The organism is Paractinoplanes ovalisporus (genome assembly GCF_016834655.1).
GTDB classification, from domain to species: domain Bacteria; phylum Actinomycetota; class Actinomycetes; order Mycobacteriales; family Micromonosporaceae; genus Actinoplanes; species Actinoplanes ovalisporus.
The window spans coordinates 15,742-41,355 of the sequence record NZ_JAENHP010000007.1; the positions used below are offsets into that span (position 1 = coordinate 15,742).

Below are 25,614 nucleotides of genomic sequence, written 5' to 3' on the forward strand. Positions count from 1 at the left end.
GCCATTCAGGCCGGGGCCGGGCGGGTCGAGTCCCGCGCCATTCAGGCCGGGGCCGGGCGGGTCGAGTCCCGCGCCATTCAGGCCGGCGCCGGGCCGGTCGAGTCCCGCACCACGAGGGTGTGCCCGGTGGAGCGCCGGCGGGGACGGGTCGCCGGCGGACGCAGGGCCAGCGCCAGGGCCATCTTGCCCATGTCGGTCATCGGCAGGCGGATCGTGGTGAGGCTGGGGGCCAGGTCGGCGGCGACCGAGACGTCGTCGAAGCCGACCACCGACATGCGTTCCGGCACGGGTACGCCGTGGGCCCGCAGCGTCGACAGGGCGCCCATGGCCATGGCGTCGTTCAGGGCGATGATCGCGGTCGTCCGGGGATGGTCGCGCAGGATCAGCTCGGTCGCGGCCACGCCTCCGTCGCGGGTGAAGTCGGTCTGGATCACCGGCAGGTCCGCCATCGACCGGCCCGCGCTGGTGATCGCCGCCGCCACGCCGGCCATCCGGTCGACCACCGTGTTGAGGTCGGCCGACCCCGACGCGATGGCGATGTGGCGGTGGCCGAGCTCCAGCAGGTGTTCGCCCAGCGCTCGGCCGCCGGCCTCGTTGTCAGGCAGCACCGCGTCGACCCCGAGTGAGTGCCGGCCGATCACGGCGACCCGGCCACCACCCCGTACGTAGGCCGACAGCTCGTCGCGGGCCGCGGTCTCGTGGCGGGTGTCGGCGAAACCGGAGCCGGCCACGATGATGATGCGGACCCGCTGATTGATCAGGTGCCGGATCTGGCGCAGCTCGTGCTCGGGGTCGCGGCCGGAGTGGCAGATCTGCACGAGCAGGCCCTGTTCGTCGGCGACCCGGATGACCCCGCCCGCGATCTCGGAGAAGTAGGGGTCGTCGACCTGGTGCACGACCAGCCCGACGGTCGAGCTGGCGCCGCCGGCCAGAGTTCGCGCGTACGGGTTGGCGACGTACCCCATCTCCTCCGAGATCTGCCGGATGCGCGCCGCGACCTCCTCGCTCACGCCGTCGCGGCCGGCCAGCGCGCGCGAGGCCGTGGCCAGCGAGACGCCGGCGCGTTCGGCGATATCGACGAGGCGGAGCCTCACACCGGGCTTGGGCATGAATCAACTCTCCACGAGCCGGAATCGGGCCGGATCAACGGGTCGGGTCAACTCCACGGACGACAGGGGGACCGCCGGGCGGGCGCCAGGCGGATGCCGGGCGGGTGCTGGGCGGGTGCTGGGCGGTCTGCCGGGCGGGTGCTGGGCGGACTGCTGGGCGGGTGCTGGGCGGACTGCTAATAAGTTTCCGGGGTGTTGCATGTGACGCATCGATCACTTTAGGCTACGTAAGCGCTTTCGCAAGCGCTTACGTCCCGGCAAAGGAGCTGCGAGGATGCGTTCACCCGCGAGACGTACAACCTGGGCCCTGGCGCTCAGTGCCGGCCTGACCCTCGGCCTCGCCGCCTGCGGCGGGGGCGACGAGGGCGGCGGAAACAGCGCCGACGATCCGATCGTCGTCGGCATCTCCCTGCCGCTGACCGGCGACTTCTCCGAACCCGGCAAGGGCGTCCAGGAGGGCTACGAGGCCTGGGCGAAGATAACGAACGACAAGGGCGGCCTCCTCGGCGGCCGCAAGATCGAACTCAAGATCCTGGACGACCAGTCCAACGCGGACCGGGTCGTCGCCGACTACGAGCAACTCATCGGCAGCGACCAGGTCGACCTGGTCGTCGGTCCGTTCTCGACCCGCCTCGTCGTCCCCTCGGCACGGGTCGCCCAGGAATACGGCATGCTCTTCGTCGAACCCGCGGGCGCGGCCGCCGAGGTGTTCAACCAGGGCTTCAAGAACCTGTTCTACGCGGCCCCGGCGGTGGCCGACGACCACTACAACCACCTGGCCGAATACTTGTTGGCGATGCCCGCGGGCGAGAAGCCCAGGACCGTCGCCTATGCGGCCATGGACGATCCGTTCGCGCAGGGTACGGCGTACGGGCTCAAGAAGAAGTTGGAAGCCGCCGGTGTGAAGACCGTCGTGGACGAGGTCTACCCGCCCAACACCACCGACTTCGGCAGCATCGCCGCCAAGATCGCGGCCGCGAAGCCCGACATGGTGGTCGGCGGCTCGCAATATCAGGACGGCGTCAACCTGATCGTGGCCCTGCAGCAGCTGAACTACCAGCCCAAGCTGGCCGCGTTCTCGACCGCCCCGACGAGCCCCGAGTTCGCCAAGGCGATCGGCAACAAGACCGAGGGCATTCTCTCGCCCACCGGTTACAGCCAGGACGCGCCGTACGAGAGCAACAAGGAGTTCGTCGAGAAGTTCAAGGCCCAGTTCGGCAAGGTGCCCGAGGAGGACCAGGCCAACGGCTACACCACCGGCCAGGTCGTCGCGGCCGCGGTCGAGGCGGCCGGCTGCGCCGAGCAGGGCGACTGCCAGCAGAAGCTGATCGACTGGCTGCACGGCAACACGGTCGACACCGTCGTCGGCCCGCTCAAATGGGACGCCACCGGCAAACCCCAGGGCGCCCACATGATCCAGCAGTGGGTCGGCAACGACATCAAGATCGTGCTGCCGGCCGACGCCAAGGAGGCCGACCTGGTCTACCCGAAGCCGGCCTGGTGATTCGATGCCGTCCGGTGCGCTGCTGTTCCAGAGCATCATCCTCGGTCTGCTCCTCGGCGGGCTCTATGCCCTGCTCGCCGCGGGGCTGACCCTCTACTTCGGCATCATGCGGGTGGTGATGATCGCCCACTCGGCGTTCCTCATCCTGGCCGCCTACCTGGCCTGGTGGACCAACGACCGGCTCGGCCTCGACCCGCTGTTGTCGCTGGTGGTGACCGTGCCGCTGTTCTTCGGCGCGGGGGTGCTGCTGCAACGGGGACTGCTGTCGCGCCTGCGCCCGGCCACCCTGACGATGATGTCGGTGCTGATCACGTTCGCGATCGCGCTGATGATCGAAGGTCTGCTCGGGTACGCCTTCACCGGCACCCAGCGCCGCATCCAGCTCGGCTACGGCACGGCCAGCTTCGGGATCTTCGGGGCCCGGGTGGCCGTGGTCAAGCTGATCGCGTTCGCCCTGGCCGCGATTTCACTGGTGGCGTTGTACCTGCTGATGAAGCGCACCCAGTTCGGCTGGGCGCTGCGGGCCACGATCCAGCATCAGGACGCGGCCCGGCTGGTCGGCATCGACACCGAACGGACGGCCGGCTTCGGCTTCGGGCTGGGGCTGGCCACCGCGGCGGTCGGCGGCACCGCGTTGTCGCTCGACACCACCATCTATCCCAGCCTGCACTGGCACTGGATCGGCCCGCTGATGGCGATCATCGTGGTCGGCGGCCTGGGCAGCGTGCCCGGCGCCGCGGCCGCCGCGTTGCTGCTCGGCCTGGCCCAGAGCCTGTTGCAGATCCCGATGGGCGCCACGTGGGCCCAGACCGTGTTCTACGTGGCGCTGTTCGCCACGCTGGCCGTCCGGCCGCAGGGATTCTTCGGAGGCCGTCTTGCCCAACGCTTCTGACGCCGCACACTCGCCCAGAAACGCGCAGCCGCCCGCCGGTGCACATTCGCCCAGCAACGCGCAATCGCCCGCTGGTGAGCGTTCGCTCAGTGACGGGCAGTCGCCCGCCGGTGCACATTCGCCGAGCAACGCGCAGTCGCCCGGTGGTGAGCGTTCGTTCAGTGACGGGCAGTCGTCCGCCGGTGAGCGTTCGCTCGGTGGTGCGCAGCCATCCGGCAGTGCGCATTCGCTCGGCGGCGCCACGGGTCTCCGGGCTGCCCGCAACTGGATGCCGCTGGCCGCCGGCGCCGTGCTGATCGTCGCGATCGCGATGTTCCCGAGTCTCGCGCCCAACCCGTACATCCTCAGCTCAGGGGTGATCGTCCTCAACTGGGCGGTGCTGGCCACGGCGTGGAACTTCGTCGGCGGCTTCACCGGCTACATCTCGCTCGGCCACGGCGCCCTGGCCGGTCTCGGCGGTTACGCGACCGGGCTGCTCATCACGAAAGCCGACCTGCCCAGCTTCGTCGCGCTGATCGTGGCCGCCGTGCTCGTGGCCGCGCTGGCCGTGCCGATCGGGTTCGCCGCGTTGCGCGTTCGTGGCGCTTCGTTCGTCATCGTGTCCATCGCGCTGGTGCTCATCCTGTTGCTCGTCTTCCAGAGCTGGTCGTCGGTGACCGGTGGCTCGCGCGGTCTGGTGGTTCCGCGCCCGTTCCCGGGCATGTTGCGGCCGGAGCATCACCGGGTCTTCTTCTTCCTGTACGGGGGATTGCTCCTGCTCGCCCTGGCCACGTGGTGGCTGCTCGACCGGTCGCGGTTCGGCATGGGGCTGAAGGCGATCCGGGAGGACGAGGACAAGGCGGAGTCGCTCGGGACGCCCACGTTCGCGTACAAGCTGACGGTCTTCGTCGTGTCGGCGGCGTTCACGGCGCTGGCCGGCGGGCTGTACGCGCTGTGGTTCGGCGACCTCGACCCGGTGTTCCAGTTCAGCGTGCTCACCGGCTCGTACATCGTGCTCATGGCGCTGCTCGGCGGCGTGCGCAACCTGTACGGCCCGGTGCTCGGCGCGATCGTCGTCGGTGTCGCGCTCGAATACTTCAAGGTCGAGTTCGGCAACACGCCGCTGCACCTGGTCACGACGGGCCTGCTGCTCGGCCTGGTCGTGATGTTCATGCCGGACGGCGTGATCCCGTCGCTGACCGCGCTCGTCAAGCGGCTGCGCAAGCGGGAGGACAGTTCGATCCGCGAAGTGACCGCGGCCGACCTGGCCGAACAACGCAAGCGCGAGCGGGAGGCGGCCAACTCATGACGCCCGGGAATTGCGCGTTCACTCAACAACGGACAGCGCCGGCCCGGGTGCTCGATCGTGCGCGTTCGCTCAGCAACGGACGGCGGATGGCCGTTCGTGCGCGTTCGCTCAGCAACGGACGGCGGATGGCCGTTCGTGCGCGTTCGCTCAGCAACGGACGACGGATGGCCGTTTGTGCGCGGCGGCCGATGCGCGTCGATGAAGGGGGCTGCGCGTGACGCTCAAGACGACAGGGCTGCGCAAGGCGTTCGGGGGTGTCGTCGCGATCGACGGAGCCGACGTCGCGTTCCAGCCGGGAAAGGTGAACGCGCTGATCGGGCCGAACGGCAGCGGCAAGACGACGTTCTTCAACTGCGTGACCGGCATGATCAAGCCGGACGAGGGTTCCGTGCACTTCGGCGATCGTGACCTGACCGGGCGGGCGCCGCACGTGATCGCGCGGGCCGGGGTCGGACGGACGTTTCAGCTCTGCCGCACGTTTCCGCGCATGACGGCGATCGAGAACGTGCTTTCCGCCGTACGGCCGGGAGGGTTGTTGCACGGTCTGCGCAGCGCGCATCGGAAGACCGAGATCGACCGGGCCCACCACTGGCTCACCCGGCTCGGCATCGAGCACCTGGCCGGGGCGGAAGCGCGCACCATGTCGTGGGGGCAGCAGAAACTGCTCGAACTGGCCGGCGTGCTGATGGCCGAACCGAAGACGATTCTGCTCGACGAGCCCGCGGGCGGCGTGAACCCGGCGCTGCTGGACCGGATCGGCACGCTCGTGCGCGAACTGAACGCCGAGGGCCGCACGTTTGTGATCGTCGAGCACAACATGGACCTGGTCATGAGCATCAGCGATCACATCGTGGTGTTCGACCGCGGACGGCCGATCGCGGCGGGGCCGCCGGCCGAGATCCGCGCCGACGAACGAGTGCTGGGGGCCTACCTTGGTGTCTGAGATCGAACTGGTCGACGTCCAGGCCGGCTACGGACGGGCCGCTCCGGTGCTGCGCGGCTTCAGCGTCGCCGTTCCGGCCGGCACGGTGGTCTGCCTGGTCGGCCCGAACGGCGCCGGCAAGTCCACGGTGCTCAAGGTGGCGTCGGGGCTGCTCGGGCCACGATCGGGCCGGGTCATGGTCGGCGGCCGGGACATGACCGGCGCCGGGCCGCAGAAGATGCTCGCCGAAGGCGTCGCGCTGGTGCTCCAGGGCCACAGCGTGTTCCGTGAGATGACCGTCGAGGAGAACGTTCTGCTCGGCGGATACACGCTCAAAGACCGTACGAGGAAAGCGAAACGCGCGGCCTTCGTCAAGGAACTGTTCCCCGTCGTGGGCGAACGCTGGCACTCGCTGGCCGGGCTGCTCTCGGGCGGCCAGCAGAAACAGGTCGAGTTCGCGCGTTCGCTCATGGTCGATCCCAAGGTCGTGCTGCTCGACGAGCCGTCCATGGGTCTCGACCCCAAGGCCACCAGCACCATCTTCGAACAGGTCGTGCGGATGCGCGACGCCGGGACGGCCGTGCTGCTGGTGGAGCAGAACGCCCGGCGCGCGCTGGAGACCGCCGACCTCGGGTGCGTGCTCGATCTCGGGCGCGTGCACATCTCCGGGCCGGCCGCCGATCTGCTGGCCGACCCCCAGCTCGGAGAGCTCTATCTCGGCGGCCGTCCCGCCGAGAAACCGCCTGCTGTGTGAGGCGGGCCCGGCGACCGTCCCGCCGAGAAGCCGCCTGCTGAGGCGGGCCCGGCGGCCGTCCCGCCGGGGAACCACCTGTCACCCGCGAGATGAGAGGTGTTCCATGCGAAGAACAGGAGCCGTCGCTGTCTCCGCCGTCCTCGTGGCCACCCTGGCCGCATCGCCGGCCGCGGCCGGCAACTCCGGAGCGAGCGACGTCCATCCGTCCCTGCGGCCGAACCTGGTCGCCTACTACGACTTCGACCATCCGATGCGCGGCGACCCCGCGCTCGAACAGGACCAGGGCCGATCCAGCACCGAGATCGAACTGGTCAACGGCGGGGCCGCCATGCGGGTCGCCGACCGTGCCTATCCCGGGGGTGGGCGCGTTCTGCAGACCCGGCAGGTGAACCCGGGCGTCACCGGGAACGACGACTGGAAGGCCGGCACCTGGTCGGCGAGCGGCGTGCGCACGTTGCGCGCGTTCAGTGGCGTCGAGGGCAGCACGGTCATGGGCTGGTTCAAGCGGTCGATGGACGGGCCGGCGGCCGGTTTCAACGCGATCGGACTCGCGGGCGTGCTGACCGGCGATTCCGACGGTCACGGCGTACGGGCGCTGCTGGAACTCATCGATGTGAACGGCGAGCTGAAGCTAGTCGCGCTCGGCCGCCGCATCGACGGCGGCAACTCGCAGACGTTTGCCGCGAACGAGGACTGGAAGACGCTGCTGCCCAAGGACGAGTGGGTGCACCTGGCCGCCACGTTCGACTTCACCCGGGGCACGATGGCGCTCTATCGCAACGGCAAGCCGGTGCCCGGCTTCTATACCCGCACCGACGACCCCTGGCTGGTCAACGGGCCCGGTCCGCATGTCACCACCGCGACCGACCCGCGCGGCATCAAGATCGGCGGGAGCTTCCCGCAGAACACGCTCGAACGCAATCCGTGCGACTGCCGGATGGACGCGCTGATGTTCCTCGACCGCTCGCTGACGGCGCGCGAAGTCGCGAACCAGTACCGCCTCTATTAGGAGCCTCTTCATGCGCCGTATCTTGTTAGCTTTGATCTTAGTGTCCACATTGGTGAGCGCGCCCGCCTATGCCGCCGATCCGGGCCCGATCTACGACCCGGTTCCCACCGAGCCGGTCACCTCGAAGCTCGGGCTGGTCCTCACCGAATACGCCCAGTTCCCCAAGAGCGAGACCAATCCGCCGCTGATCGACCAGCGGCTCAACCGGGTCGCCCGGATCAACACCATCATGGAACTGCCCGACGGTTCCGGCCGGCGCGCGGTCCCCGACCTCAACGGCAACCTCTACATCGTGAAGAACGGCGTCCCGAGCGTCTATCTCGACGTCGCCGCCACGTTCGCGCCGCAGTTCTTCTCGGGCCGCGGCCTCGGGCAGGGCTTCGGATACGTGGCGTTCCACCCCGACTTCAAGCGCAACGGCCTGTTCTACACGATCCACACCGAGCAGGCGTCGCAGACCACGGCGGTGCCCGACTACGCCCAGACGAACGTGCTCTTCCACGGCGTCATCAACGAGTGGAAGGCCACCGACCCGGCCGCCGACACGTTCGCCGGCGCCCACCGGGAGCTGCTGCGGATCGGCTTCGGCGGCCAGATCCACGGCATCCAGGAGATCAACTTCAACCCGACCGCGCGTAAGGGCAGCGCCGACTACGGCAAGTTGTATCTGGCCGTGGGCGACGGCGGGCTCGGGGTGAACAACACCGATCCGCAGAACCTGGCCATCCCGCACGGCAAGCTGCTGCGCATCGACCCCGCCGGGCGCAACTCGCCCAACGGCAAGTACGGGATCCCGCCGTCCAACCCGTTTGTGAACCAAGCCGGGGCGGCCGGGGAGATCTACTCGTACGGCTACCGCGACCCGCACCGGTTCAGCTGGGACCGCGCCACCGGCAAGCTCTACCTGGGGCACATCGGTGAGCACGCCATCGAGGCCATCTACGAGGTCCGGGCGGGCGACAACATGGGCTGGAGCGAGCGTGAGGGTGCGTTCGTCTTCGACAAGACCCCGGCCACGGCATGCGACCGGCTGTTCCCGCTGCCGGCCGACGACAGCGGCTACACCTACCCGGTCGCGGCCTACGACCACAACCCGGCGCCCGGCTGGAACTGCACCTCCGACGTCGGCGTCGCGGTGGCCGGCGGCTTCGTCTACCGCGGCCAGGACGTGCCGGCGCTGCGCGGCAAGTACGTCTTCGGCGACCTCGTCGACGGCCGTGTCCTCTACACCGAGGCCTCGGAGATGCGCCGCGGGCGGGCTCCGGCCACGATCCACCGGCTCAACCTCTTCACGGCGACCGGCACCCCCGTACGGATGCAGGATCTGTCGGCACCCGGGGCGCCCGGCGATCCGAACCGGGTCGACCTGCGGTTCGGCACCGACGCCCGGGGCGAGCTCTACATCCTGGCCAAGGCCAACGGGAAGATCTGGAAGGTCACCGGCACCAGGACGTACGCCGGAGCCTCGGCCGGACACGTACGCGTGGCCCCCGCGCCGCGCGCCTCGAACTGGGCGCCCGTCACGCCCTCGAAGTGGCAGTTCACCAACGGGCAGGTCATCCTGGCCGAGGCCGGCAGCGAGCGGCCCGGACCGCGGCGGCCCTTCGAATACGCGGTGCTGAGCGCCGGGCCGGCGTGGAAGTCGGTCGACATCCGGGCCCAGGTGCGGCTCGACGAGCCGGTGACCCTGACGAACCGCGACGTGATCATCGTGTTCGGCTACCAGTCGGACACGCAGTTCTACTACGCGCACCTGTCGACGGACAACACGATCCTGCCCCACAACGGCATCTTCAAAGTCAACAACGCCGACCGCGAGCGGATCGACTACCAGTGGAACGGCCGCTCGCGCGGAGCGAACCCGGCCGTGGTGGACGAGAAGTGGCACGACGTACGGGTGAAGCACCTGCCGGCCACCGGGGAGATCGCGGTCTACGTGGACGGACGCTCGGACCCGCTGATGACCGCGCGCGACACCACGTTCAGTTCGGGCCGGGTCGGTTTCGGTTCGTTCGACAACCGCGGACGCCTGCGGGACCTGACCGTCACCGGCACACCCGCCGCATAACAGATCATCCTAGGTCCACCCCGGTCATCCACAATCCCGCGTCATCCACAGCCCCCCGAACAGAGATCGCCAAATCCGGTCACTCTGTTCGGGGGTGTCCCCATGCGCTCGTCAAGCGGTGACGGCGCGGGTTTCATCGGGGGCGTCGTCGCGGGGCTCGGCGGACAGGTCGTCGTTGCGGCCTCTCGGGCCAGGCAGATCAGTGCGGCGTTGTGTCTCTTGCCTTGGGCGCGTTCGGGGTCGTGGCTGGCCCGTGACGGTGGACGCCCCGGCGAGGCGAACGCGACGATGGGGTCAGCCGGGTCGATTCGGCGGCCGCCCGGTCGCCGATCTGGTCCCGACACCGGCCGCCACACTTCCCGCATGCAGTTGGGTGACCGGCTCGGATGAGCTCGCTCGCCGAGCTGTGCGGCCGCTGACAGTCCCCGACTGGGAGCCGCCCGATTGAACTCCGCTCGGATTCATCCGCGCCTGGGTGCAGCCATTTCAGGATGCTCGGCAACGATGCGAGCGGCCGGAGCGATCGAACAGCCCGTCAGCGCGCCCTCGGCGACTGGTCAGCCGGGTCCCGTCCCCTACCTGCCACTTGGCATGACTAGTGACGTGTGGAGATTCGGTCGGCCGGAGGTCTGAATCGACTCGGCCCCGGAGTGCCTGGGGGAGTCATCAGCCACGCGACGCGGCGGGCGCGATCCTGGGATAGATGTGTGCTGAAGGGGCGGAAACTGGACAGGACAGCGACGGGCCGGCGTTCCCTGGTTGGGGGCGCCGGCCCGTTCGTGTTGTCCGGGCGGCGGTCAGGGGGTGACCCCTTCCGCGGTGCCGGCGGTGCCGTTGAGGGTGGATTCGGTGCCGGTCACGTCGATGCCGCTGGTCACGTCGGTGACGGTGGGCTCGGTCGGCTCAACCGTCGGCTCGAGGGTGGGCTCAACCGTGGGCTCGGTGGGCTCGCCCGCGGTGGTGTCGGTCGGCTCGGGAGTGGCGGTGGCCGTGGGTTCGGTGGTGGGCTCGCCCGCGGTGGTGTCGGTCGGCTCGGGAGTGGCGGTGGCCGTGGGCTCGGTGGTGGGCCCGGCCGTAGTGGTGTCGGTCGGCGCAGGGGTGGCGGTGGTGGCGGGCTCGGGAGTGGCGGTGGCGGTCGGCGGAGCCGGCGTGGCGGCCGGGCCGGGTGCGGGCTGCCCCATCGGGCCGCCGGGTGCCGGTTGTCCCATCGGGCCGTTGGGGGCGGGCTCGCCCATCGACTGGCCGGGGGCGGGTGCGCCGTCGGGGCCCACGGGCTGGGCCCACGGCTGGGCGGGCCAACCGGCGGGGGCTCCGGGCATCCCGGGCAGACTCGCCAGGTCGGGCAGCTTGATGTCGCCCATGACGATCACGACGACCCGGGGTTCGCCGTTGGGGCCGGGGACGACGTACGACATGGGTGCTCCCGCCGGCGCGGTGGCCGGGTCCGGCTCGGCGGCGAACGCGGACGACGTGGGGCCGAGAGCCAGGGCGGCGCCGGCCGCGAGGCACACGCCGGCGGACAGTTTCCTACGCATCTGATTTCCCTCTCAGGACTTCGCTGGGTCCCGGACAGCTCAACACAACAATGCGTTCGGCAAGCGCGGTTCATCGCTATTCGCGCGGCCATTTTCCGGCGGCCGGAAAGAACAACAATTCGGCGCGGATAATGCTCTTGGAAGCGGGTATGCGGGCACTTCGATGCAGTGTCGCGTCTTCATTTCGTACACCTGGCGCGAAAGCGGACCCCACGCGGTGGACCGTATTTCCCGTGATGAACAGCGCGTTTCCGGATCGGGCGGGCGGGGTATCGCACGGTGCCGGCGTCGGCCGGGGAAAATGCGGAAAGAGGGTCGCCATGGCCTGGATGGACGAGGTGCGGGCACGGGCGCACGCGCGGCTCGAGCAGGCACGCAAGGGCGCGGGGGCGCCGCCGTTCGTGGGCGACATACCCGTCGGTGCGGGAACCCCGGTCGTGGTGGTCGACGCCCCGAGCCGCGACGAGGACGGTCTGCCCCGCCCGGTCCGGGTCGGCGCCGCGTGGGCCTGGCGTCTCCTGCTCTTCTTCGCGGTCGCCTGGCTGCTGTTGCGCATCATCGGCCAGCTGCGCGTGGTGGTCATCCCGGTCATCGTCGCGGTGCTGCTGGCCGCGATGTTCCAACCGGTCGCGGCCTGGCTGCGCAACCGGGGGATGGGCCGGTCCACGTCGGCCGCGCTGGTGCTGGTGGCCTCGCTGATCATCGTCTTCGGCGGCCTCGGCCTGATCATCAACACGTTCGTGGCCGAGATCGGCACGCTCAGCTCCCAGGTCGGCGACGGCGTCCGCGAGGTGCAGGACTGGCTGGCCCGCGGCCCGCTGCACATCTCGCAGCAGCAGATCGAGGACTACATCGCGCAGGCCCAGCGGGCGGTCACCGAGAACCGGGGTGCGCTCACCTCGGGTGCGCTGACCACCGCCACCACCGTCGGCGAGGTCGGCACCGGCTTCTTCCTGACGCTGTTCACGCTGTTCTTCTTCCTGCGTGACGGCGATCAGATCTGGCGGTTCCTGTGTCGGCTGCTGCCGCAGGGCGCACGGGTGCCGACCGCCCGGGCCGGGCACTACTCGTGGCACACGCTGGTCGCCTACGTGCACGCCACCGTGCTCGTCGCGTTCGTCGACGCGATCGGCATCGGCATCGGCCTGTTCGCGCTGCGGGTGCCGCTCGCCCTGCCGCTGGCCGCGCTGGTCTTCCTGGGCGCGTTCATCCCGGTCGTGGGCGCCACGGTCAGCGGGGCCGTCGCCGTGCTGGTCGCGCTGGTCGCCGTGGGGCCGGTCAAGGCGCTCATCCTGCTCGGTGTCGTCATCGCCGTGCAGCAGCTCGAAGGGCACGTGCTGCAGCCGCTCATCATGGGCCGGGCCGTGGCGCTGCACCCGCTCGCGGTCATCCTGGCCATCGCCTCCGGGGTCGTGCTGGCCGGGATCGTGGGTGGCCTGATCGCCGTGCCGCTGCTCGCGGTGCTCAACACCGCCGTCCGTTATCTGGTGCGCCATCCCGACGGGGAGCCGACCCCCGACCGCGAACCGCCCGGCACGGAACCTGCCGCGGAAGACTCGACTCCGGAGGAGCCCCCGCCGGGGCCGGAAACCCCGCCTCCGGCCAAGACTTCACTCGCCTGAGCAACGGGGAGTTGGGCCGCGAGGTGAGCGGCGGGCGGCGTGGTGAGCGGCGGGCGGCGTGGTGAGCGCGGCGGACGGTGGGTGAAGGCCGGGCGAAAGGTGCTGGCCTGACGGGCCGGTCGGCGCGAGGATGGCGGAATGCTGGAGTTGCGCCTGCTCGGCGCGTTCGAGCTGCGCGCCGGGGGAGAACCGGTGACGCTCACCTCCACGCGCGCTCAAGCGGTGCTGGCCTGCCTGGCGTTGCGCGGCGGAACCCCGTACGGACGCAAGCAGTTGGCCTTTGCCCTGTGGCCCGGATCGACTGAGCAGCAGGCGCGCACCAACCTGCGGCACGTGCTGCACACCTTGCGCGGCGCGGTGCCGGGTCTAGACGGACACCTGCGTGTGACGCCGCAGACCCTGACGCTGACCGGTGTCACAGTGGACGTCGCGGCGCTCGGCGGATCCACTGTGGACGAGTTGCGGGCTGCCGCCGACGCCTATCGCGGCGACCTTCTGGAGGGCTGGTACGACGACTGGGTCACCGCCGAGCGCGACGAGTGCCGCCGCCGGATCGTCGAAGTCCTCAACACGCTGGTGCCGCTGCTCGAACAGGCCGGGGATCGGCCCGCCGCGATCCGTTACGCCGAACGGCTGCGCGCCCTCGAACGCCTCGCCGAGGAGCCCTACCGGCTGCTGATCCGCCTCTATGACGCGATCGGCGACCGGGCGCGGGCCGTCCGGACCTATCACGAGTGCGCGGCCATGCTCCGGGACGAGCTGGGCGTCACCCCGTCCGAGGAAACCCTTTCCCTGTACGCGGTCCTGCTGCCACCCGCCACGCCGGCGCCCGTGGTGAGCGCCGTCGCCCCGTTCGTCGCCCGCGAGGACGAACGCCGCCGGCTGATCTCGCTGTGGCGCCGCGCCGCCCCGGCCCACCTCGTCGTGGTCGGCGGCGAACCCGGGATCGGAAAGTCGCGTCTGGCCGAGGAATTCCGCCTCTGGGCCGCGCGGCAGGGCGCCGCCACCGCTTCCGCCCGGTCCTATCCGGCCGAGGGCGAGCTCGCGTACGCCCCGGTGGTCGCCTGGCTGCGCCGGCTCGGCGTGGGCGGCCACGAATCGGGCGGGCTGGAGCCTTTGCTGCCCGACCCCGACCAAGAGCAGGGCGCCCGGCTGCGTCTGTTCGAAGCCATGGAACGCGCGCTGCGCCCGGGACCCGGCGGGCTGCTGCTCGTGGCCGACGACCTGCACGCGGCCGACCGGGCCACCTGCCAGTTCGTCCACTATCTCGTACGGGAATCGCCCGGGCCCCTGCTCGTCGTGGCGACCGCCCGCATCGCCGAGATCGACCCCGGCCACCCGGCGCACACCCTGCTGGACGGCCTGAAGATCCTGGGCCGCTGCACGGAACTGCCGCTGGAACGCCTCGACCGGGACGCCACCACCGCGCTCGCCGGGCGGCTCGGGCACCGGATGTCGGGTGCCGACGCCGCCCGGCTGCACGCCGAGACCGAGGGCAACCCGCTGTTCGTGGTCGAGACCCTGCGCGCGGGATGGGACGCGCTCACCCCACGCGTGCAGGCGGTTCTGGAGGCTCGGCTGCGGCAGCTTTCCCCGTACGCGCTGGAACTCGCCGGAATCGCCGCCGTGGCCGGGTCGTCCGTGCCGGTCGGCGTGCTGATCAGGCAGACCGACGAGCAGCAGGACCCGGCGGCCGGGCTCGACGAACTGTGGCGGCGGCAGATCCTCGTCACCGGCGGCGGGGACACGTACGACTTCAGCCACGACAAGCTGCGCGAGGTGGCGTACCGGATGCTCCCGCCCGCGCGCCGGCGCCACCACCACGCCCTCGTCGCGGCCGCGTTGCGCGAGATGCCCGACGTGGACACGGTCGCCGGTCGGATCGCGGTGCACCTGCTCGAATCCGGCGCGCGTGACGACGCGGTGGACTGGTTCGTGCGCGCCGCCCAGGCCGCCCAGCGGGTCTACGCCGACGCGGAGGCCGTGGGTCTGCTGCTGCGGGCGGCCGGGCTGGTCCGCGGTCAGGATCGTGAACTGGACGTGCTGACCGCGGTGCCCGGGCCGCTCAGTTCGGCCGAGGGATATGCGTCCCCGCGCCTGCGCGAGGTTCTGGACCGGGCGCTCGCGATCGCCGGGCCCGCCCCGGCCGCGCCGCTGTTGCGGGCCCAGGCCATGGCGGTGCTGTCGCGCGGTGACTTCCAGGCCGCGCTGCGGCACGGCGCCGAACTGCGGGCGCTCGGGGAGGACGACGACGTGCTCGCCGTCGAGGGTGACTTCGTGCAGGGCGTGGCGGCGGCCTGGCGGGCGGACAACGCCAAGGCCCGCGAGCATCTGTCCGCGGCGCTCGCCCGCTACCGGCCCGGGAACCGGTCGGCCCACCTTCTCGCGTACGGGCAGGATCCGCAGGTTCTCTGCCTGGTGCGGCTGGCCCACGTGTTCGTGCGGCTGGGCGATCCCGGTGAGGCCCGGCGGCGGCGGGACCGGGCCCTCGAACTGGCCCGGGCCGGCGGCCACCCGTTCACGCTGGGCGGCGCCCTGTTGTTCGCCGCGCTCTGCGACCTCGACCTCGGCGACCGGGCGGTGCTGCCGGAGCGGGCGGCCGAGCTGAACGAGGTCTGCGCGAAGGTCGAGGCGGCGCCGATCCGGGTCTTCGCCCAGGCGCTGAACGGTCTCCTCGAAGGGTGGCCCGGCCTGAGCCGCATCGACGCCGCCCTGGCCGATCCCGGCCGGTACAGCGCACCCGGGGTGCCGGCCATGCTGCTGCGCCTGCGACTGGAGGCGGTGCGGGCGCTCGACCAGCCGGACGAAGCGCGTGCGACGGCCCGGCGCCTGCTCGACGACGGCGTGCTGATCTGGGACGGCGAAGCCCGGGCGGTTCTCGGGGAACGCTGACGGAACGCACCCCGGAGCACACTGCCGGGCATGACAACCACGATTCACCGGAACGCGTTCGGGCACCTGCGCGGCGACTTCCGGGGCGCCCTGCTGCGGCCGGGCGAGGAGGGCTACGACGAGGCGCGGCGGGTCTGGAACGGCGCGTTCGACCGGCGTCCGGCCCTGATCGCCCGCTGCGCCGGAGCCGACGACGTACGGCGGGCGGTCCGCTTCGCCCGCGACCAGGATCTGCCGATCGCGGTGCGCGGCGGCGGGCATTCCGTGCAGGGTTACAGCGTCGCCGACGGTGGCCTGACCATCGATCTGTCGTTGCTCAAGGCCGTCGAGGTCGATCCGGTCACCGCGACGGCGCGCGTGGCCGCCGGGCTGACGTGGGCCGAGTTCGACCTGGCGACCCAGCGGCACGGTCTGGCCACCACGGGCGGCTCGGTCAGCTCGACCGGGATCGCCGGCGTCACGCTCGGCGGTGGCTTCGGGCATCTGATGCGCCGGTACGGCCTGAGCGCCGACAACCTGCGCGGCGCCACGCTCGTGACGGCCGAGGGCGACCTCGTCCGCGCCGACGACGATCTGCTGTGGGCGCTGCGCGGCGGGGGCGGGAACTTCGGGATCGTCACCAGTTTCGAGTTCGACCTGCACCCGGTCGGGCCGGTGGTGCTCGGTGGGCCGATGTTCTGGTCGCTCGACCGGGCCCGGGCGGTGCTCGAGTTTCTGCACGAATGGGCGCCGGGGGCGCCGGACGAACTCGGTGTCGCCCTCGTCGCCACGCAGTCGCCGCCGGTTCCGGCCCTGGCCGGCACGCCGGTGGTGGGGCTGCTGCCGGTGTGGTGCGGCGATCTGGCGGTGGGGGAGCGGGTGCTGGCGCCGCTGCGGGATCTGAGGCCGATCGCCGACCTCGTGCGGCCGATGCCGTACCGGGCCGTGCAGTCGTTGCTCGACCTGGCGGCCTCGCCCGGGTTGTGTTCGTACTGGCGTTCGCTCCGGATGCCCCGGCTGCCGGTCGACGTGGTGCTCGACCTGGCCGCGACCTTGCCGACGCCGTTGTCGCTGCTCAACGGCTGGGTGATCGGCGGCGCGGCGAGTCGGGTCGCCCCTTCGGCCACCGCGGTGGGGGCGCGGACACCCGGGTTCGAGCTGCGCCTGATCGCGAACTGGACCCCGGGGCCGGGCGACGGGGTCGCTCCCACGCCCGGCGAGGTCGCTTTTGCGCGCGGCGAGGTCGTTTCTGCGCGTGGCGAGGTCGTTTCTGCGCGCGGTGACGGGCATCGCGACTGGGTTCGTCGCGGGTGGGAGCGGCTTCGCCCGTACGCCGACGGGCAGTTCGCGACGTTTTTGTCCGACGAGGACCCCGTGACCGCGTACGGGGAAAGCCTCTCGCGGCTGACGGCGGCCAAGGACCGCTGGGATCCGCAAAACGTGTTCCGCCTCAACCCCAACATCCAACCGAGCGTCAGGAGTGCACGATGACCATTCTGGTGACCGGATCGACCGGCAATGTCGGTGCCCATGTTGTTCGTTCGCTCAACGCGCGCGGCGAGCGGGTGAGCGTTCTCGGCCGGAACGTGCAGGCTCGCTCATTCGACGGTGAGCGTTTGTTCCTCGCCTGCGCGAACGTGCCCGAGCAGGTTGCGTTCGAGTGTGCGGCGATCGACGCCGCCGTCGCGGCCGGGGTCAAACAGATCGTGAAACTGTCCGGGCCGGACGCGTCCGTGCATTCATCGCTCGTATTCGAACGGTGGCACGGCGAGATCGAGCAACACCTGGCCGCCTCGGGCATTCCGCATGTTCTGCTCCGGCCGCGCACGTTCATGACAAACCTTTTCGCGTACGCACCGGCGACCGTCCTGCGCGCCCCGGCCGGTGACGCGGCGATATCGTTCATCGACCCGCGCGACGTCGCGGACTGCGCGGTCGCCGCCCTGACCGGGGACGGCCATGAGGGACGGGTCTACACGCTGACCGGGCCCGCGGCCCTGACGTACGCGCAGATCGCCGCCGAGTTGTCGCGCGTCCTCGACCGTACGGTGGCGTTTGTCGACGTCAGTGACGACCAGGCCCGTGGGGGACTGCTGGCCGGCGGGGTGCCGCCGTTCCTCGCGGACGCGATCGTGGACATCTTCCGGTCGCAGCGCGCGGGCACCATGGCGGACACCACCGACACCGTACGGCGGTTGACCGGTCACGATGCACGATCCTTCGCGGAGTTCGCGCGGGATCACGCCGCCGTTTTCCGAGGTTGACTCCCGGGCGCGCCGGGATCACGCCGCCGTTCTCCGGGCTGACTCCCGGGCGCGCCGGGATCACGCCGCCGTTCTCCGGGGCTGACTTCCGAGCGCGCCGGGATCACGCCGCCGTTTCCGGGGCTGACTCCCGGGCGCGCCGGCCGGGGTCAGGGTCGCAGCGTGACGAGGCTGAATCCGGGCCGTCCGGCTGCGTGGGGCCGGCTCCCACCCCGACGATGAGCGGGCGGGATCGGCCTACCTTCACGCATGTCAATATTGAAGATCCGTGATTTGACCCCTAGGTTGCTTGTCAACGGGGATCGGCGGCCTGACCAGGGCCGTCCGTCCTCGCCGGATCACGAGCCGGATCGACGAGGAGGAACCCTTGGACACGCACTCGCGCCCCTCAGCGCTGAGCCGCAGGCGCATGCTGGCCGTCACGCTGGGTGGAGCGGCTACCGTCGCCCTGCCCGCGCCCGCCTGGGCCGCCACCGGGCAGCGTCCCGGCGCCGCGCTGCCGCCCACGCTCACCGGCCACGACATCAACGTGGCCAAGCAGGTCTCGGCCGAGCGCGCGCTCGCCCACCTCAAGGTGCTGTCGATCGGCATCGGCCCGCGCATCGGCGGCACCCGGTCGGAGCGGGTCGCCGCCGGATACCTCGCGGGTGTGCTCGACAAACTCGGCTACGACGTCGAACTCCAGCCCTTCCCCGTCGCCGACAAGTTCCTGGCCCAGCTCAGCTCGCCCCGCGGCCTGCCCAACGACCTGAACTGGCAGTGCGGCGCCTCGCCCCACGCCGCCCTCGACACCAAGGTGCGCGGCGACGTGATCGACGCCAAGCTCGGCGGCGAGGCCGACTACCCGGCCGACGTCAAGGGCAAGATCCTGCTGATCGACTACGTGGCCGACACCCGCGAGACGGTGGTCAACCTGGCCGTCGCGCGCAAGGCCGCCGCCGTCATCTTCCTGCCGGCCGACCTGGTCGAGCCCCGCCGCGCCTCGGCGTTCAGCCCGCAGCTGCCGGGCTTGGCCACCACGCCTGCGCCCATTCCGGTGGTCGGCGTGGCCCAGGCCCAGAAGCACCGCCTGCGCGCGCTGCTCACCCGCAAGCTGACGCTCACCCTCTCCACGGTCGCGCACCGCGGGCTGACCTCGAACAACGTCATCGCCAACCAGCCCCGCCGCTCGTCGACCGGTCCGGTCGTGATGGTCAGCGCCCACTACGACACCGTGATCGGCGCGCCCGGCGCGAACGACGACGGTTCCGGCACCGTGCTCTGCCTCGAACTGGCCCGGGTGCTGCGCAAACTGCCCACGAACGCGCAGGTCCGGTTCGCGCTGTGGGGTTCGGAGGAGCAGGGCCTGATCGGTTCGCGCTACTACGTGGCCCAGCTGCCGCAGGCCGAACGCGACCGGATCCTGGCCGTCTACCAGAACGACATGGTCGCCACGAGCTGGGACCCGGCCACCCGCTACTGGTTGCTGTCGTTCGACGGCCTGGCCAACCGCGCCACCGATGAGGTCGCCGCGGCCGCCGCCCGTCTCGGCTACCAGCCGCGGATCAGCCCGGTCACGTTGCGCGGTTCGTCCGACCACCAGTCGTTCCAGGAGGTCGGCATCGCCGCGGCCAACTTCTCGTGGCGTGGCGAGGAGTCCCCGGCGCTGCTGGAACCGCCGTACCACAGCCCCGAAGACACGATCGCCAAGAACATCAGCCTCGAGCGTCTGCAGGTGTCGCTCGAGCTGATCGGTTCGGCCGCCTACGCCACCGCGCGCTAGACCCCGGCCGCTGTCACGAACCGGCGGCGGGTGTGGTCGCCCATGCTCCGCCGTCGTCGCGGTTCGGTGGCGGGTGTGGTTGCCCATGTTCCGCCGTCGTCGCGGTTCGGTGGCGGGTGTGGTTGCGCATGCTCCGCTGCCATCCCGGTCCGGTGGCGGGTGTGGTTGCCCATCCTCTGCCTCCATCGCGATCCGGTGGCGACGCGGCAGTGCTTATGCTCCGCCGCCGTTGCGCGCCGCCAAAGCGCGCAGCAGCGGCGGGGCGTCGTAACGGTCGAGCATGACTTCGATGAAGCCGAACGAGTCGCCGGCCGCGCGCAACGCGTGGCGCAGGTCGGCGGCCGTTTCGGCCCGGTGGTAGTCCACCTTCGCCCCGGTCAGCGCGGTCACCAGCGTGGCCCAGTCCCAGTTCGCGACGTTGTTGTAGGCGGCGTCCGGGCTCTGCAGCGCCCGCTCGATGGTGTAGCCGCCGTTGTTGAGCAGCAGCACGATCGGCTTGAGCCCGGTGGCCGCGATGCTGCTCAGTTCCTGCACGGTCATCTGGGCCGCGCCGTCGCCGATGATCAGCACCGGGCGCCGTCCCGGGTCGGCCAGGCCCTGCCCCAGCACGGCCGGCAGCGCGTACCCGATCGAGTTCCAGATCGGCTGCCCGATGAATACCGTGTCGGCCGGAAGCCGCAACGAGAGCGCGCCCCAGGCCGACGTGCCCGTGTCGGCGATGAGCGCGGTGCCGCCGGGCAGCCATTCCTGCACGATCGACCAGAGCGCTTCCTGCGTGAGCGGCGCGTCGTCGTCCACATCCGCGCTCATGCCGCCTCGGGGCGTGTCGCCACGGTCGGCAAAACGAACAGAAGCGCAAAGTTCCTTCACCGTACGCATCATGTCCGGGAACCAGCCGTCCACCCGCCGCCCGAGCCCGATCGTCACGGTCGTGGCGTCGAAGTGCACAGTCTGCGCGTCGGCCGGCCGGTGCGTGAAGAAGCCCGAAAGCACGTCGGTGTTCACGGTCCCCAGTTCCAGGACCAGATCCGATTCCCGTACGAGCCGAGCCGTCACCGCGTCGACCATCGTCCCCGCGTAGTCGCCCCGATAGAGCCGATCGTCCTCGTCGACGACCCCCTTGGCGGCGATCGACGTGACGATCGGAATGTTCGCGGCCCGGGCCGCCGCCAGCACCGTCCCCGCCATCCCGAAACGCGCAACCAGATGCCCAGCCACGATCACCGGCCGCTCCGCCGCACCCAGCATCTCCGCGAGCACCCGACGGGCCGGGCCATCGTCCGCAGCCGCAGCCGCAGCCGCAGCCGCAGCCGCAGTCGCAGTCGCAGTCGCAGTCGCAGTCGCAGTCGTGCTCGTTTGCTGCACGCCGGGTTGAGCGATGGTGGTCGTTTGTTGTGCGCCGCGCTGGTTGATGCCAGTCGTTTGTTGTGCACCGGGCCGAGCGTTGGTGGTCGTTTGGTGCGCGGTCGGATGCGCGGGTTCGGCCGTTTGTGATGTGGCTGGATGGCGAGCGATGCCGATTGTCAACGGTGTGGCCAGGGGAGTGGGGTCTACCGGCAGTGCGGCCAGATCCTGGGGGATGCTCAGGTAGGCGGGTTTGCGGTGCGTCATCGCGGCGACCAGCACGGCGTCGATCTGGTCGGTCGCCCGGTCCACGCTCAGCGTCTCCTGGTGCACGGTTACCTCGGCGTAGGCGTTGGCGAACCGGTCGAAGACGCCGTCGGCCAGGGTGTGGTGCACGAGCCGGCGGGTGGCCACCGCGGCGGTGGAGGGGCTGCCGGCGATGTGCACGACCGGGACGTCCTCGGCGGCGCTGCCGGCGATCGCGTTGAGGCAGCTCAGTTCGCCGACCCCGTACGTCGTGACGATCGCGGCCAGGCCCCGGCGGCGGGCGTACGCGTCCGCCGCGTAACCGGCGCCCAGCTCGTTGGGTGAGCCGACCCACGCGAGCCCGTCGACGGTGGCCAGGTGGTCGAGCAGCGTGAGGTTGAAGTCGCCGGGCACACCGAACAGGTGCGTGACCCCGCATTGGAGCAGGCGGCGGCCCAGATAGTCGGCGAGCGTGACGGTAGCCATGGCCGCTACTCTCGCTACGGCTGATCATTCTGAGCAAGATGTGGCCACGTGACTGAGCATTCTGCTCAGATCAGATACCCATTCCCGGGATCGGTCCGGTCATGTTGATCATGCCGAGCACCGCCGGACCCGACCGGCGCGCGGTTCGCGGCAACATGCTGGGGTCGTCGGCGCACGTGATGGTGGCGTCCTCGTCGGCGGTTCCGGACGCGTGACGTGGTCGAGGGCTCTGGTGTGGGGGTTCAGGCGCGGCGGCACGTCTGAGCGGGTCGAACCTTAGAGCGTCTGGTCTGCGGGTGACGGTGGCGCGATTGAGCAGGTCGAACGTCGGGGCGGGGGGCAGGTGGCGGTGCGTCTGAGGAGGTCGAGGGGGGATGTGGGGGTTTGTGGGCGGCGGGCGCGTCTGACGAGGTTGAACGTCGAGTGTCAGGGTTTGCGGGCCACGGCCCCGAACTCGTCGGTCTCGCGGAGGTCGTCGGCGGTCGCGCCGGGTGGTGGACGCCAGCGGGAGCACGGCACCAGGCCGGGGTCGAGCACCTCCAGGCCGTCGAGGAAGCGGGCCAGCTCGGCGGGATCGCGCAAGTGGTAGGAGAGGGGTGCGTTGGCGTTCCAGACGTCGATCGCGGCTGAGAAGGCGGGTCCGTCCAGCACGTTCGTGCCGTCGGCGGTGACCAGGTAGCTGCCCGAGGGCAGGGACTCCATCAAGGTCTGGACGATCGACGTGGCCTCGTCGAGGTCGGGGATGTGGCCGAGGATGTTCATCAGGATCAGGCCGACGGGCTGGGACAGGTCGAGGCCGGAGGAAGCGATGACCGCGCCGGGATCGCGGGCGTCGGCGTCGACGTAGACGGCGCCGGTGGAGCCGGCCGCCAGCACCGTGTGGGCGTGGGCCAGCACCAGCGGGTCGTTGTCGACGTAGACGACCTGGGCCGACGGGGCCACGGCGTGGGCCACCTGGTGGGTGTGTTCGGCCGAGGGGATGCCGGTGCCGATGTCGAGGAACTGGCGGATGCCCTGCTCGGCGGCGAGGAACGTGACCGCGCGCTTGAGGAAGGCCCGGGAGCTGCGGGCCACCACGACGATGTCGGGGTAGAGCTTGGCGAACTCGTCGCCCACCGAGCGGTCGGCGGGAAAGTTGTCGGTGCCGCCGAGCCAGTAGTTCCAGACGCGGGCGGAGTGGGGGACGCCGGTATCGAGCTCCGTCATTCTTGCGACTCTAGTGTGGACGGAAGGCAAAGCACACGGGCCGACGTCAAAGCGCACGCCCGGACCGGGCGGCGGACAGAAGACGAAGCTCAGGGACAAGGCGGTTTGCGGACGGGTGGCAGGCTGCGAATGTGCCTGCGAACCGCGTTGCCCGCCTGCTGTCGCTGGGCTGCGCTGTGGCCGCCGTCCAGATGAGCGTCTTCGTGACGGTCGCCGGACTGCTGCGCCCGGGCTACGACTCGAGCCGCAACTGGATCAGCCAGCTCTCGCTCGGCCCGGGCGGGTGGCTGGCCGACCTCAACCTGGTGCTGTGCGGCCTGTGGCTGGTGGTCGGGGCCGAGGGCCTGCGACGCCGGCAGCGACGGGGCGTGGCCGTGCTCGTCGCCGGGTGCGGCGCTTGCCTGGCCGCTTTGGCGGTGCTGACGACCGACGCCGGGCTCGGCTATCCGCCCGGTGTCGCCCCGACCCACACCACGGCCGGGCTCATCCACCAGATCGTCGGGATCGTTCTCGGCATGGCCGGCATAGCGGCGGCCGCCCTGCTCGGCCCGCGGGCCGCGGCCCGCACGGTCGCCGCGGTCATGGCCGTCACCTTCGTGACGGCCAGCGTGCTGGTGCTGCTCGACGCGGGCGGTGTGCTGCCGGGCAACCCCAGCGGCCTGCTCGAACGGGTCGCGCTGTTCCTAGGTCTGGGTTGGATCGGCGTGACATCGGCGTTGGGCGGGGCGGCGGGGGAGGCCAGAGAAGAGGCCGGCCTGGCGCTGGAGAAGGCGAGGGTCGAGGTCGGCATAACGGCGGCGCCGGGCGCGGCGGCGGGGGAGGCCTGAGAAAAGGCTGGTCTGACATCGGCGCCGGGCGCGGAGGCGGGGAAACGAGGGTCGAGGCAGGCGTGATCTCGGCGTTGGGCGGGGAAGGCGAGGGTCGAGGTCGGCGTGACGTCGGTGCCGGGTGAGGAGACGTGGGAGGCGACGTCGGTGCTGGGCGCGAAAGGGGTCAGAGGTGCGCCATCGGGTTCTTCCGGGAGCGCACCCGGCCGCCCGAACGCAGCTCGAACAGCAACCGCAGCAGGGGGAACAGCGCCAGCAGCAGGCGGGCGGTGATCCAGGCCCGCAGCTGCGACCCGCGCGGCACCAGCGTGCGGTGGGTCCGGTATCCGGCCTCGCTCATCAGCAGGTAGCGCCGGTAGTCGCCGTAACGGTCGGCGATGCGCCGGGCCGATGTGGCGGCGCGCAACCGGGGTGCGTACGCGATGTGCCCGCCGCCGGCCGAGAGGTGGATGCCGAGGTCGACGTCCTCGTGGGCTTCCGCGGCCGCGCACAACGCCGGGCGTGCGGTGCGCCACGCGGACGCCCGGATGGCCATGTTCGCGCCGAACAGCCAGTCCATCCGCCCGACCACCGGCAGGCTCCACGCGCGCCGGATCGCCGCGTCGCCCAGGCCGAGCATCGGGGCCAGCGCCACGTCGTAGTACGTGGCCGGGCCGGTCACCGCGTCGACGCGTGGGTCGTCGAAGGCCCGCCGCACCCGGCGCGACCAGTCGGGCGGCAGCCGGGTGTCGGCGTCGATGCGGCCGATCACGTCCCCGGTCGCCGCGTCGAAGCCACGGTTGCGGGCGTGCTGCACGCCCTGCCGGGGTTCGCGAAGCACGATCACACGGCCCGCGTACGGCGTGAGGACCTCGGCCGTACGGTCGGTGGAGTTGTTGTCGACGACGATGACCTCGTGCACCGGCTCGTGCTGGGCGAGCACGGCGTCGAGGCACGGCCCGAGGAAGTCCTCCTCGTTGTAGACCGGCACCACCACCGACAGGAGGCTCATGGAGCGGGCGGCGCCGGAGGAGTGGGCGGCGCGTGGCGGGCGGCCGGAGACGGAGTTGCGGGCGGCGCGTGGCGGTCAGGCGGCGGTGGAGAAGCAGACGGCGCGTGGTGGGCGGGCGACGCCGGAGGAGCGGGCGGCGCGAGCCGAACCGGTGGAGTCGGAACCCGGCCGAGCACGATGCCGAAATTCTCCCGGTACGCGGCCAGCACCTGCTCGTCGGTGTCGAGCACGGTCTCCGTACGCTGTCCGCCGCCCGTGCGGATCAGGGTGCGCCCGCTGAGCGAGACCCGCCCGTCGCCGTCCAGTCGCGAGCAGACCGGGGCCCGGCCGAAGTGCGAGTCGGGTGACGTGGAGTGCCACCAGCAGGTCGGGATGAAGTCGGTGAGGGCCCGCACCCGGCGTTCGATCCGGTATTGCGGCTTGCCGTCCAGGGTCACGTCGACGTCGTCGCTGCCGTGCACGTCGACCAGCGTGAACACGCCGCCGGGGTCGGTCTGCGGCTCGGTGCGGCGGAAGTCGAGCGGGTCGGTGCTGTGGCGGCCGAACCCGACGTCGGCCAGCCACGGCCCGTCGCCGTCGGGCGCGGTCACCAGCAGTGCCAGGTGGTCGAAGGGCGGGCCGAGCCGTTCGCCGTGCACCCGGGCCCCGACCCGCTCCACCTCGAAGCCCAGGTCTTCCAGGAGCAGGGCGAACAGGCCGTTGAGCTCGTAGCAGAAGCCGCCCCGGCGCCGCCGCACGATCTTGTCGAACAGGGCGCCGGGGTCGAGCGAGATGGTCTCGCCGAGGTGGATGCTCAGGTTCTCGAACGGCACGGTCCGCTGGTGGGCCCGGTGCAGTTCGCGCAGCCCGGCCGCGTCGGGAGTGAGCGGCCGGTCCAGGTCGATCCGCGCGAGGTAGGCGTTCACGTCCATGCT

Annotated in this window: 19 protein-coding genes; 13 read left to right on the forward strand and 6 right to left on the reverse strand. The window is 71.1% G+C overall.

Annotation, left to right across the window (positions count from 1 at the left end):
• Positions 1-77: 77 nt before the first annotated feature.
• Positions 78-1,109: a LacI family DNA-binding transcriptional regulator gene (locus tag JIG36_RS22215; RefSeq protein WP_203378303.1), complete on the reverse strand. Its 1,032-nt coding sequence runs from the start codon at positions 1,107-1,109 to the stop codon at positions 78-80.
• 274 nt (positions 1,110-1,383) lie between these two features.
• On the opposite strand from JIG36_RS22215, the gene JIG36_RS22220 reads away from it, so the two are divergent.
• From JIG36_RS22220 to JIG36_RS22250, 7 genes are all read left to right on the forward strand, one after another.
• On the forward strand, positions 1,384-2,613 hold the full coding sequence (locus JIG36_RS22220) for an amino acid ABC transporter substrate-binding protein (RefSeq protein WP_236048086.1): 1,230 nt from the start codon (positions 1,384-1,386) through the stop codon (positions 2,611-2,613).
• Positions 2,614-2,617: 4 nt separating this feature from the next.
• On the forward strand, positions 2,618-3,505 hold the full coding sequence (locus JIG36_RS22225; protein ID WP_203378304.1) for a branched-chain amino acid ABC transporter permease: 888 nt from the start codon (positions 2,618-2,620) through the stop codon (positions 3,503-3,505).
• 268 nt (positions 3,506-3,773) lie between these two features.
• Positions 3,774-4,793, forward strand: coding sequence for a branched-chain amino acid ABC transporter permease (locus tag JIG36_RS22230; RefSeq protein ID WP_203378305.1), 1,020 nt, complete (start codon positions 3,774-3,776; stop codon positions 4,791-4,793).
• 214 nt (positions 4,794-5,007) lie between these two features.
• Positions 5,008-5,736 carry an ABC transporter ATP-binding protein gene (locus JIG36_RS22235; protein ID WP_307872853.1) on the forward strand — a complete coding sequence of 243 codons (729 nt, stop codon included), beginning with the start codon at positions 5,008-5,010 and terminating at the stop codon, positions 5,734-5,736.
• On the forward strand, positions 5,729-6,469 hold the full coding sequence (locus JIG36_RS22240; RefSeq protein WP_307872854.1) for an ABC transporter ATP-binding protein: 741 nt from the start codon (positions 5,729-5,731) through the stop codon (positions 6,467-6,469). The genes JIG36_RS22235 and JIG36_RS22240 overlap by 8 nt, the downstream gene beginning before the upstream one ends.
• Before the next feature lie 103 nt (positions 6,470-6,572).
• Positions 6,573-7,478 carry a LamG-like jellyroll fold domain-containing protein gene (locus JIG36_RS22245; protein WP_203378307.1) on the forward strand — a complete coding sequence of 302 codons (906 nt, stop codon included), beginning with the start codon at positions 6,573-6,575 and terminating at the stop codon, positions 7,476-7,478.
• A 52-nt stretch (positions 7,479-7,530) separates the two neighbouring features.
• On the forward strand, positions 7,531-9,546 hold the full coding sequence (locus JIG36_RS22250) for a PQQ-dependent sugar dehydrogenase (RefSeq protein ID WP_307872855.1): 2,016 nt from the start codon (positions 7,531-7,533) through the stop codon (positions 9,544-9,546).
• A gap of 797 nt (positions 9,547-10,343) precedes the next feature.
• Here the strand turns inward: JIG36_RS22250 and JIG36_RS22255 are convergent.
• Complete coding sequence (locus JIG36_RS22255; RefSeq protein ID WP_203378309.1) at positions 10,344-11,081, reverse strand: hypothetical protein; 738 nt, start codon at positions 11,079-11,081, stop codon at positions 10,344-10,346.
• A 320-nt stretch (positions 11,082-11,401) separates the two neighbouring features.
• Here JIG36_RS22255 and JIG36_RS22260 point away from each other — a divergent pair, with 320 nt between their 5' ends.
• The 5 genes from JIG36_RS22260 (at position 11,402) to JIG36_RS22280 (ending at position 19,600) form a co-directional block, all read left to right on the forward strand.
• On the forward strand, positions 11,402-12,703 hold the full coding sequence (locus JIG36_RS22260) for an AI-2E family transporter (RefSeq protein ID WP_203378310.1): 1,302 nt from the start codon (positions 11,402-11,404) through the stop codon (positions 12,701-12,703).
• A 138-nt stretch (positions 12,704-12,841) separates the two neighbouring features.
• Positions 12,842-15,595, forward strand: a complete 2,754-nt coding sequence (locus JIG36_RS22265) for an ATP-binding protein (RefSeq protein ID WP_203378311.1) — start codon at positions 12,842-12,844, stop codon at positions 15,593-15,595.
• Between the two features lie 30 nt (positions 15,596-15,625).
• Positions 15,626-17,065, forward strand: coding sequence for an FAD-binding oxidoreductase (locus JIG36_RS22270; protein ID WP_203378651.1), 1,440 nt, complete (start codon positions 15,626-15,628; stop codon positions 17,063-17,065).
• Positions 17,062-17,838 (forward strand): NmrA family NAD(P)-binding protein, encoded by a 777-nt coding sequence (locus JIG36_RS22275; protein WP_203378312.1) that lies wholly within the window; start codon positions 17,062-17,064, stop codon positions 17,836-17,838. Before JIG36_RS22270 ends, JIG36_RS22275 begins: the two co-directional genes overlap by 4 nt.
• Positions 17,839-18,205: 367 nt before the next feature.
• On the forward strand, positions 18,206-19,600 hold the full coding sequence (locus JIG36_RS22280; RefSeq protein WP_236048087.1) for a M28 family peptidase: 1,395 nt from the start codon (positions 18,206-18,208) through the stop codon (positions 19,598-19,600).
• 213 nt (positions 19,601-19,813) lie between these two features.
• On the opposite strand, the gene JIG36_RS22285 is transcribed toward JIG36_RS22280, so the two are convergent.
• Positions 19,814-21,676: an alpha-keto acid decarboxylase family protein gene (locus tag JIG36_RS22285; protein WP_203378313.1), complete on the reverse strand. Its 1,863-nt coding sequence runs from the start codon at positions 21,674-21,676 to the stop codon at positions 19,814-19,816.
• 426 nt (positions 21,677-22,102) lie between these two features.
• The gene (locus tag JIG36_RS22290) at positions 22,103-22,882 is read right to left on the reverse strand and encodes an SAM-dependent methyltransferase (RefSeq protein ID WP_203378314.1); all 780 of its coding nucleotides are present in this window, start codon (positions 22,880-22,882) and stop codon (positions 22,103-22,105) included.
• A 131-nt stretch (positions 22,883-23,013) separates the two neighbouring features.
• Between JIG36_RS22290 and JIG36_RS22295 the strand changes: the two genes are divergently transcribed.
• The gene (locus JIG36_RS22295) at positions 23,014-23,709 is read left to right on the forward strand and encodes a DUF998 domain-containing protein (RefSeq protein WP_203378315.1); all 696 of its coding nucleotides are present in this window, start codon (positions 23,014-23,016) and stop codon (positions 23,707-23,709) included.
• 166 nt (positions 23,710-23,875) lie between these two features.
• Here JIG36_RS22295 and JIG36_RS22300 read toward each other — a convergent pair whose 3' ends face one another.
• Both JIG36_RS22300 and JIG36_RS22305 read right to left on the reverse strand, forming a co-directional pair.
• Positions 23,876-24,700 (reverse strand): glycosyltransferase family 2 protein, encoded by an 825-nt coding sequence (locus JIG36_RS22300; RefSeq protein WP_203378316.1) that lies wholly within the window; start codon positions 24,698-24,700, stop codon positions 23,876-23,878.
• A complete protein-coding gene (locus JIG36_RS22305; RefSeq protein WP_203378317.1) occupies positions 24,697-25,611 on the reverse strand; it encodes an arylamine N-acetyltransferase family protein in 915 nt (304 codons plus the stop codon). The genes JIG36_RS22300 and JIG36_RS22305 overlap by 4 nt, the downstream gene beginning before the upstream one ends.
• Positions 25,612-25,614 lie beyond the last annotated feature (3 nt).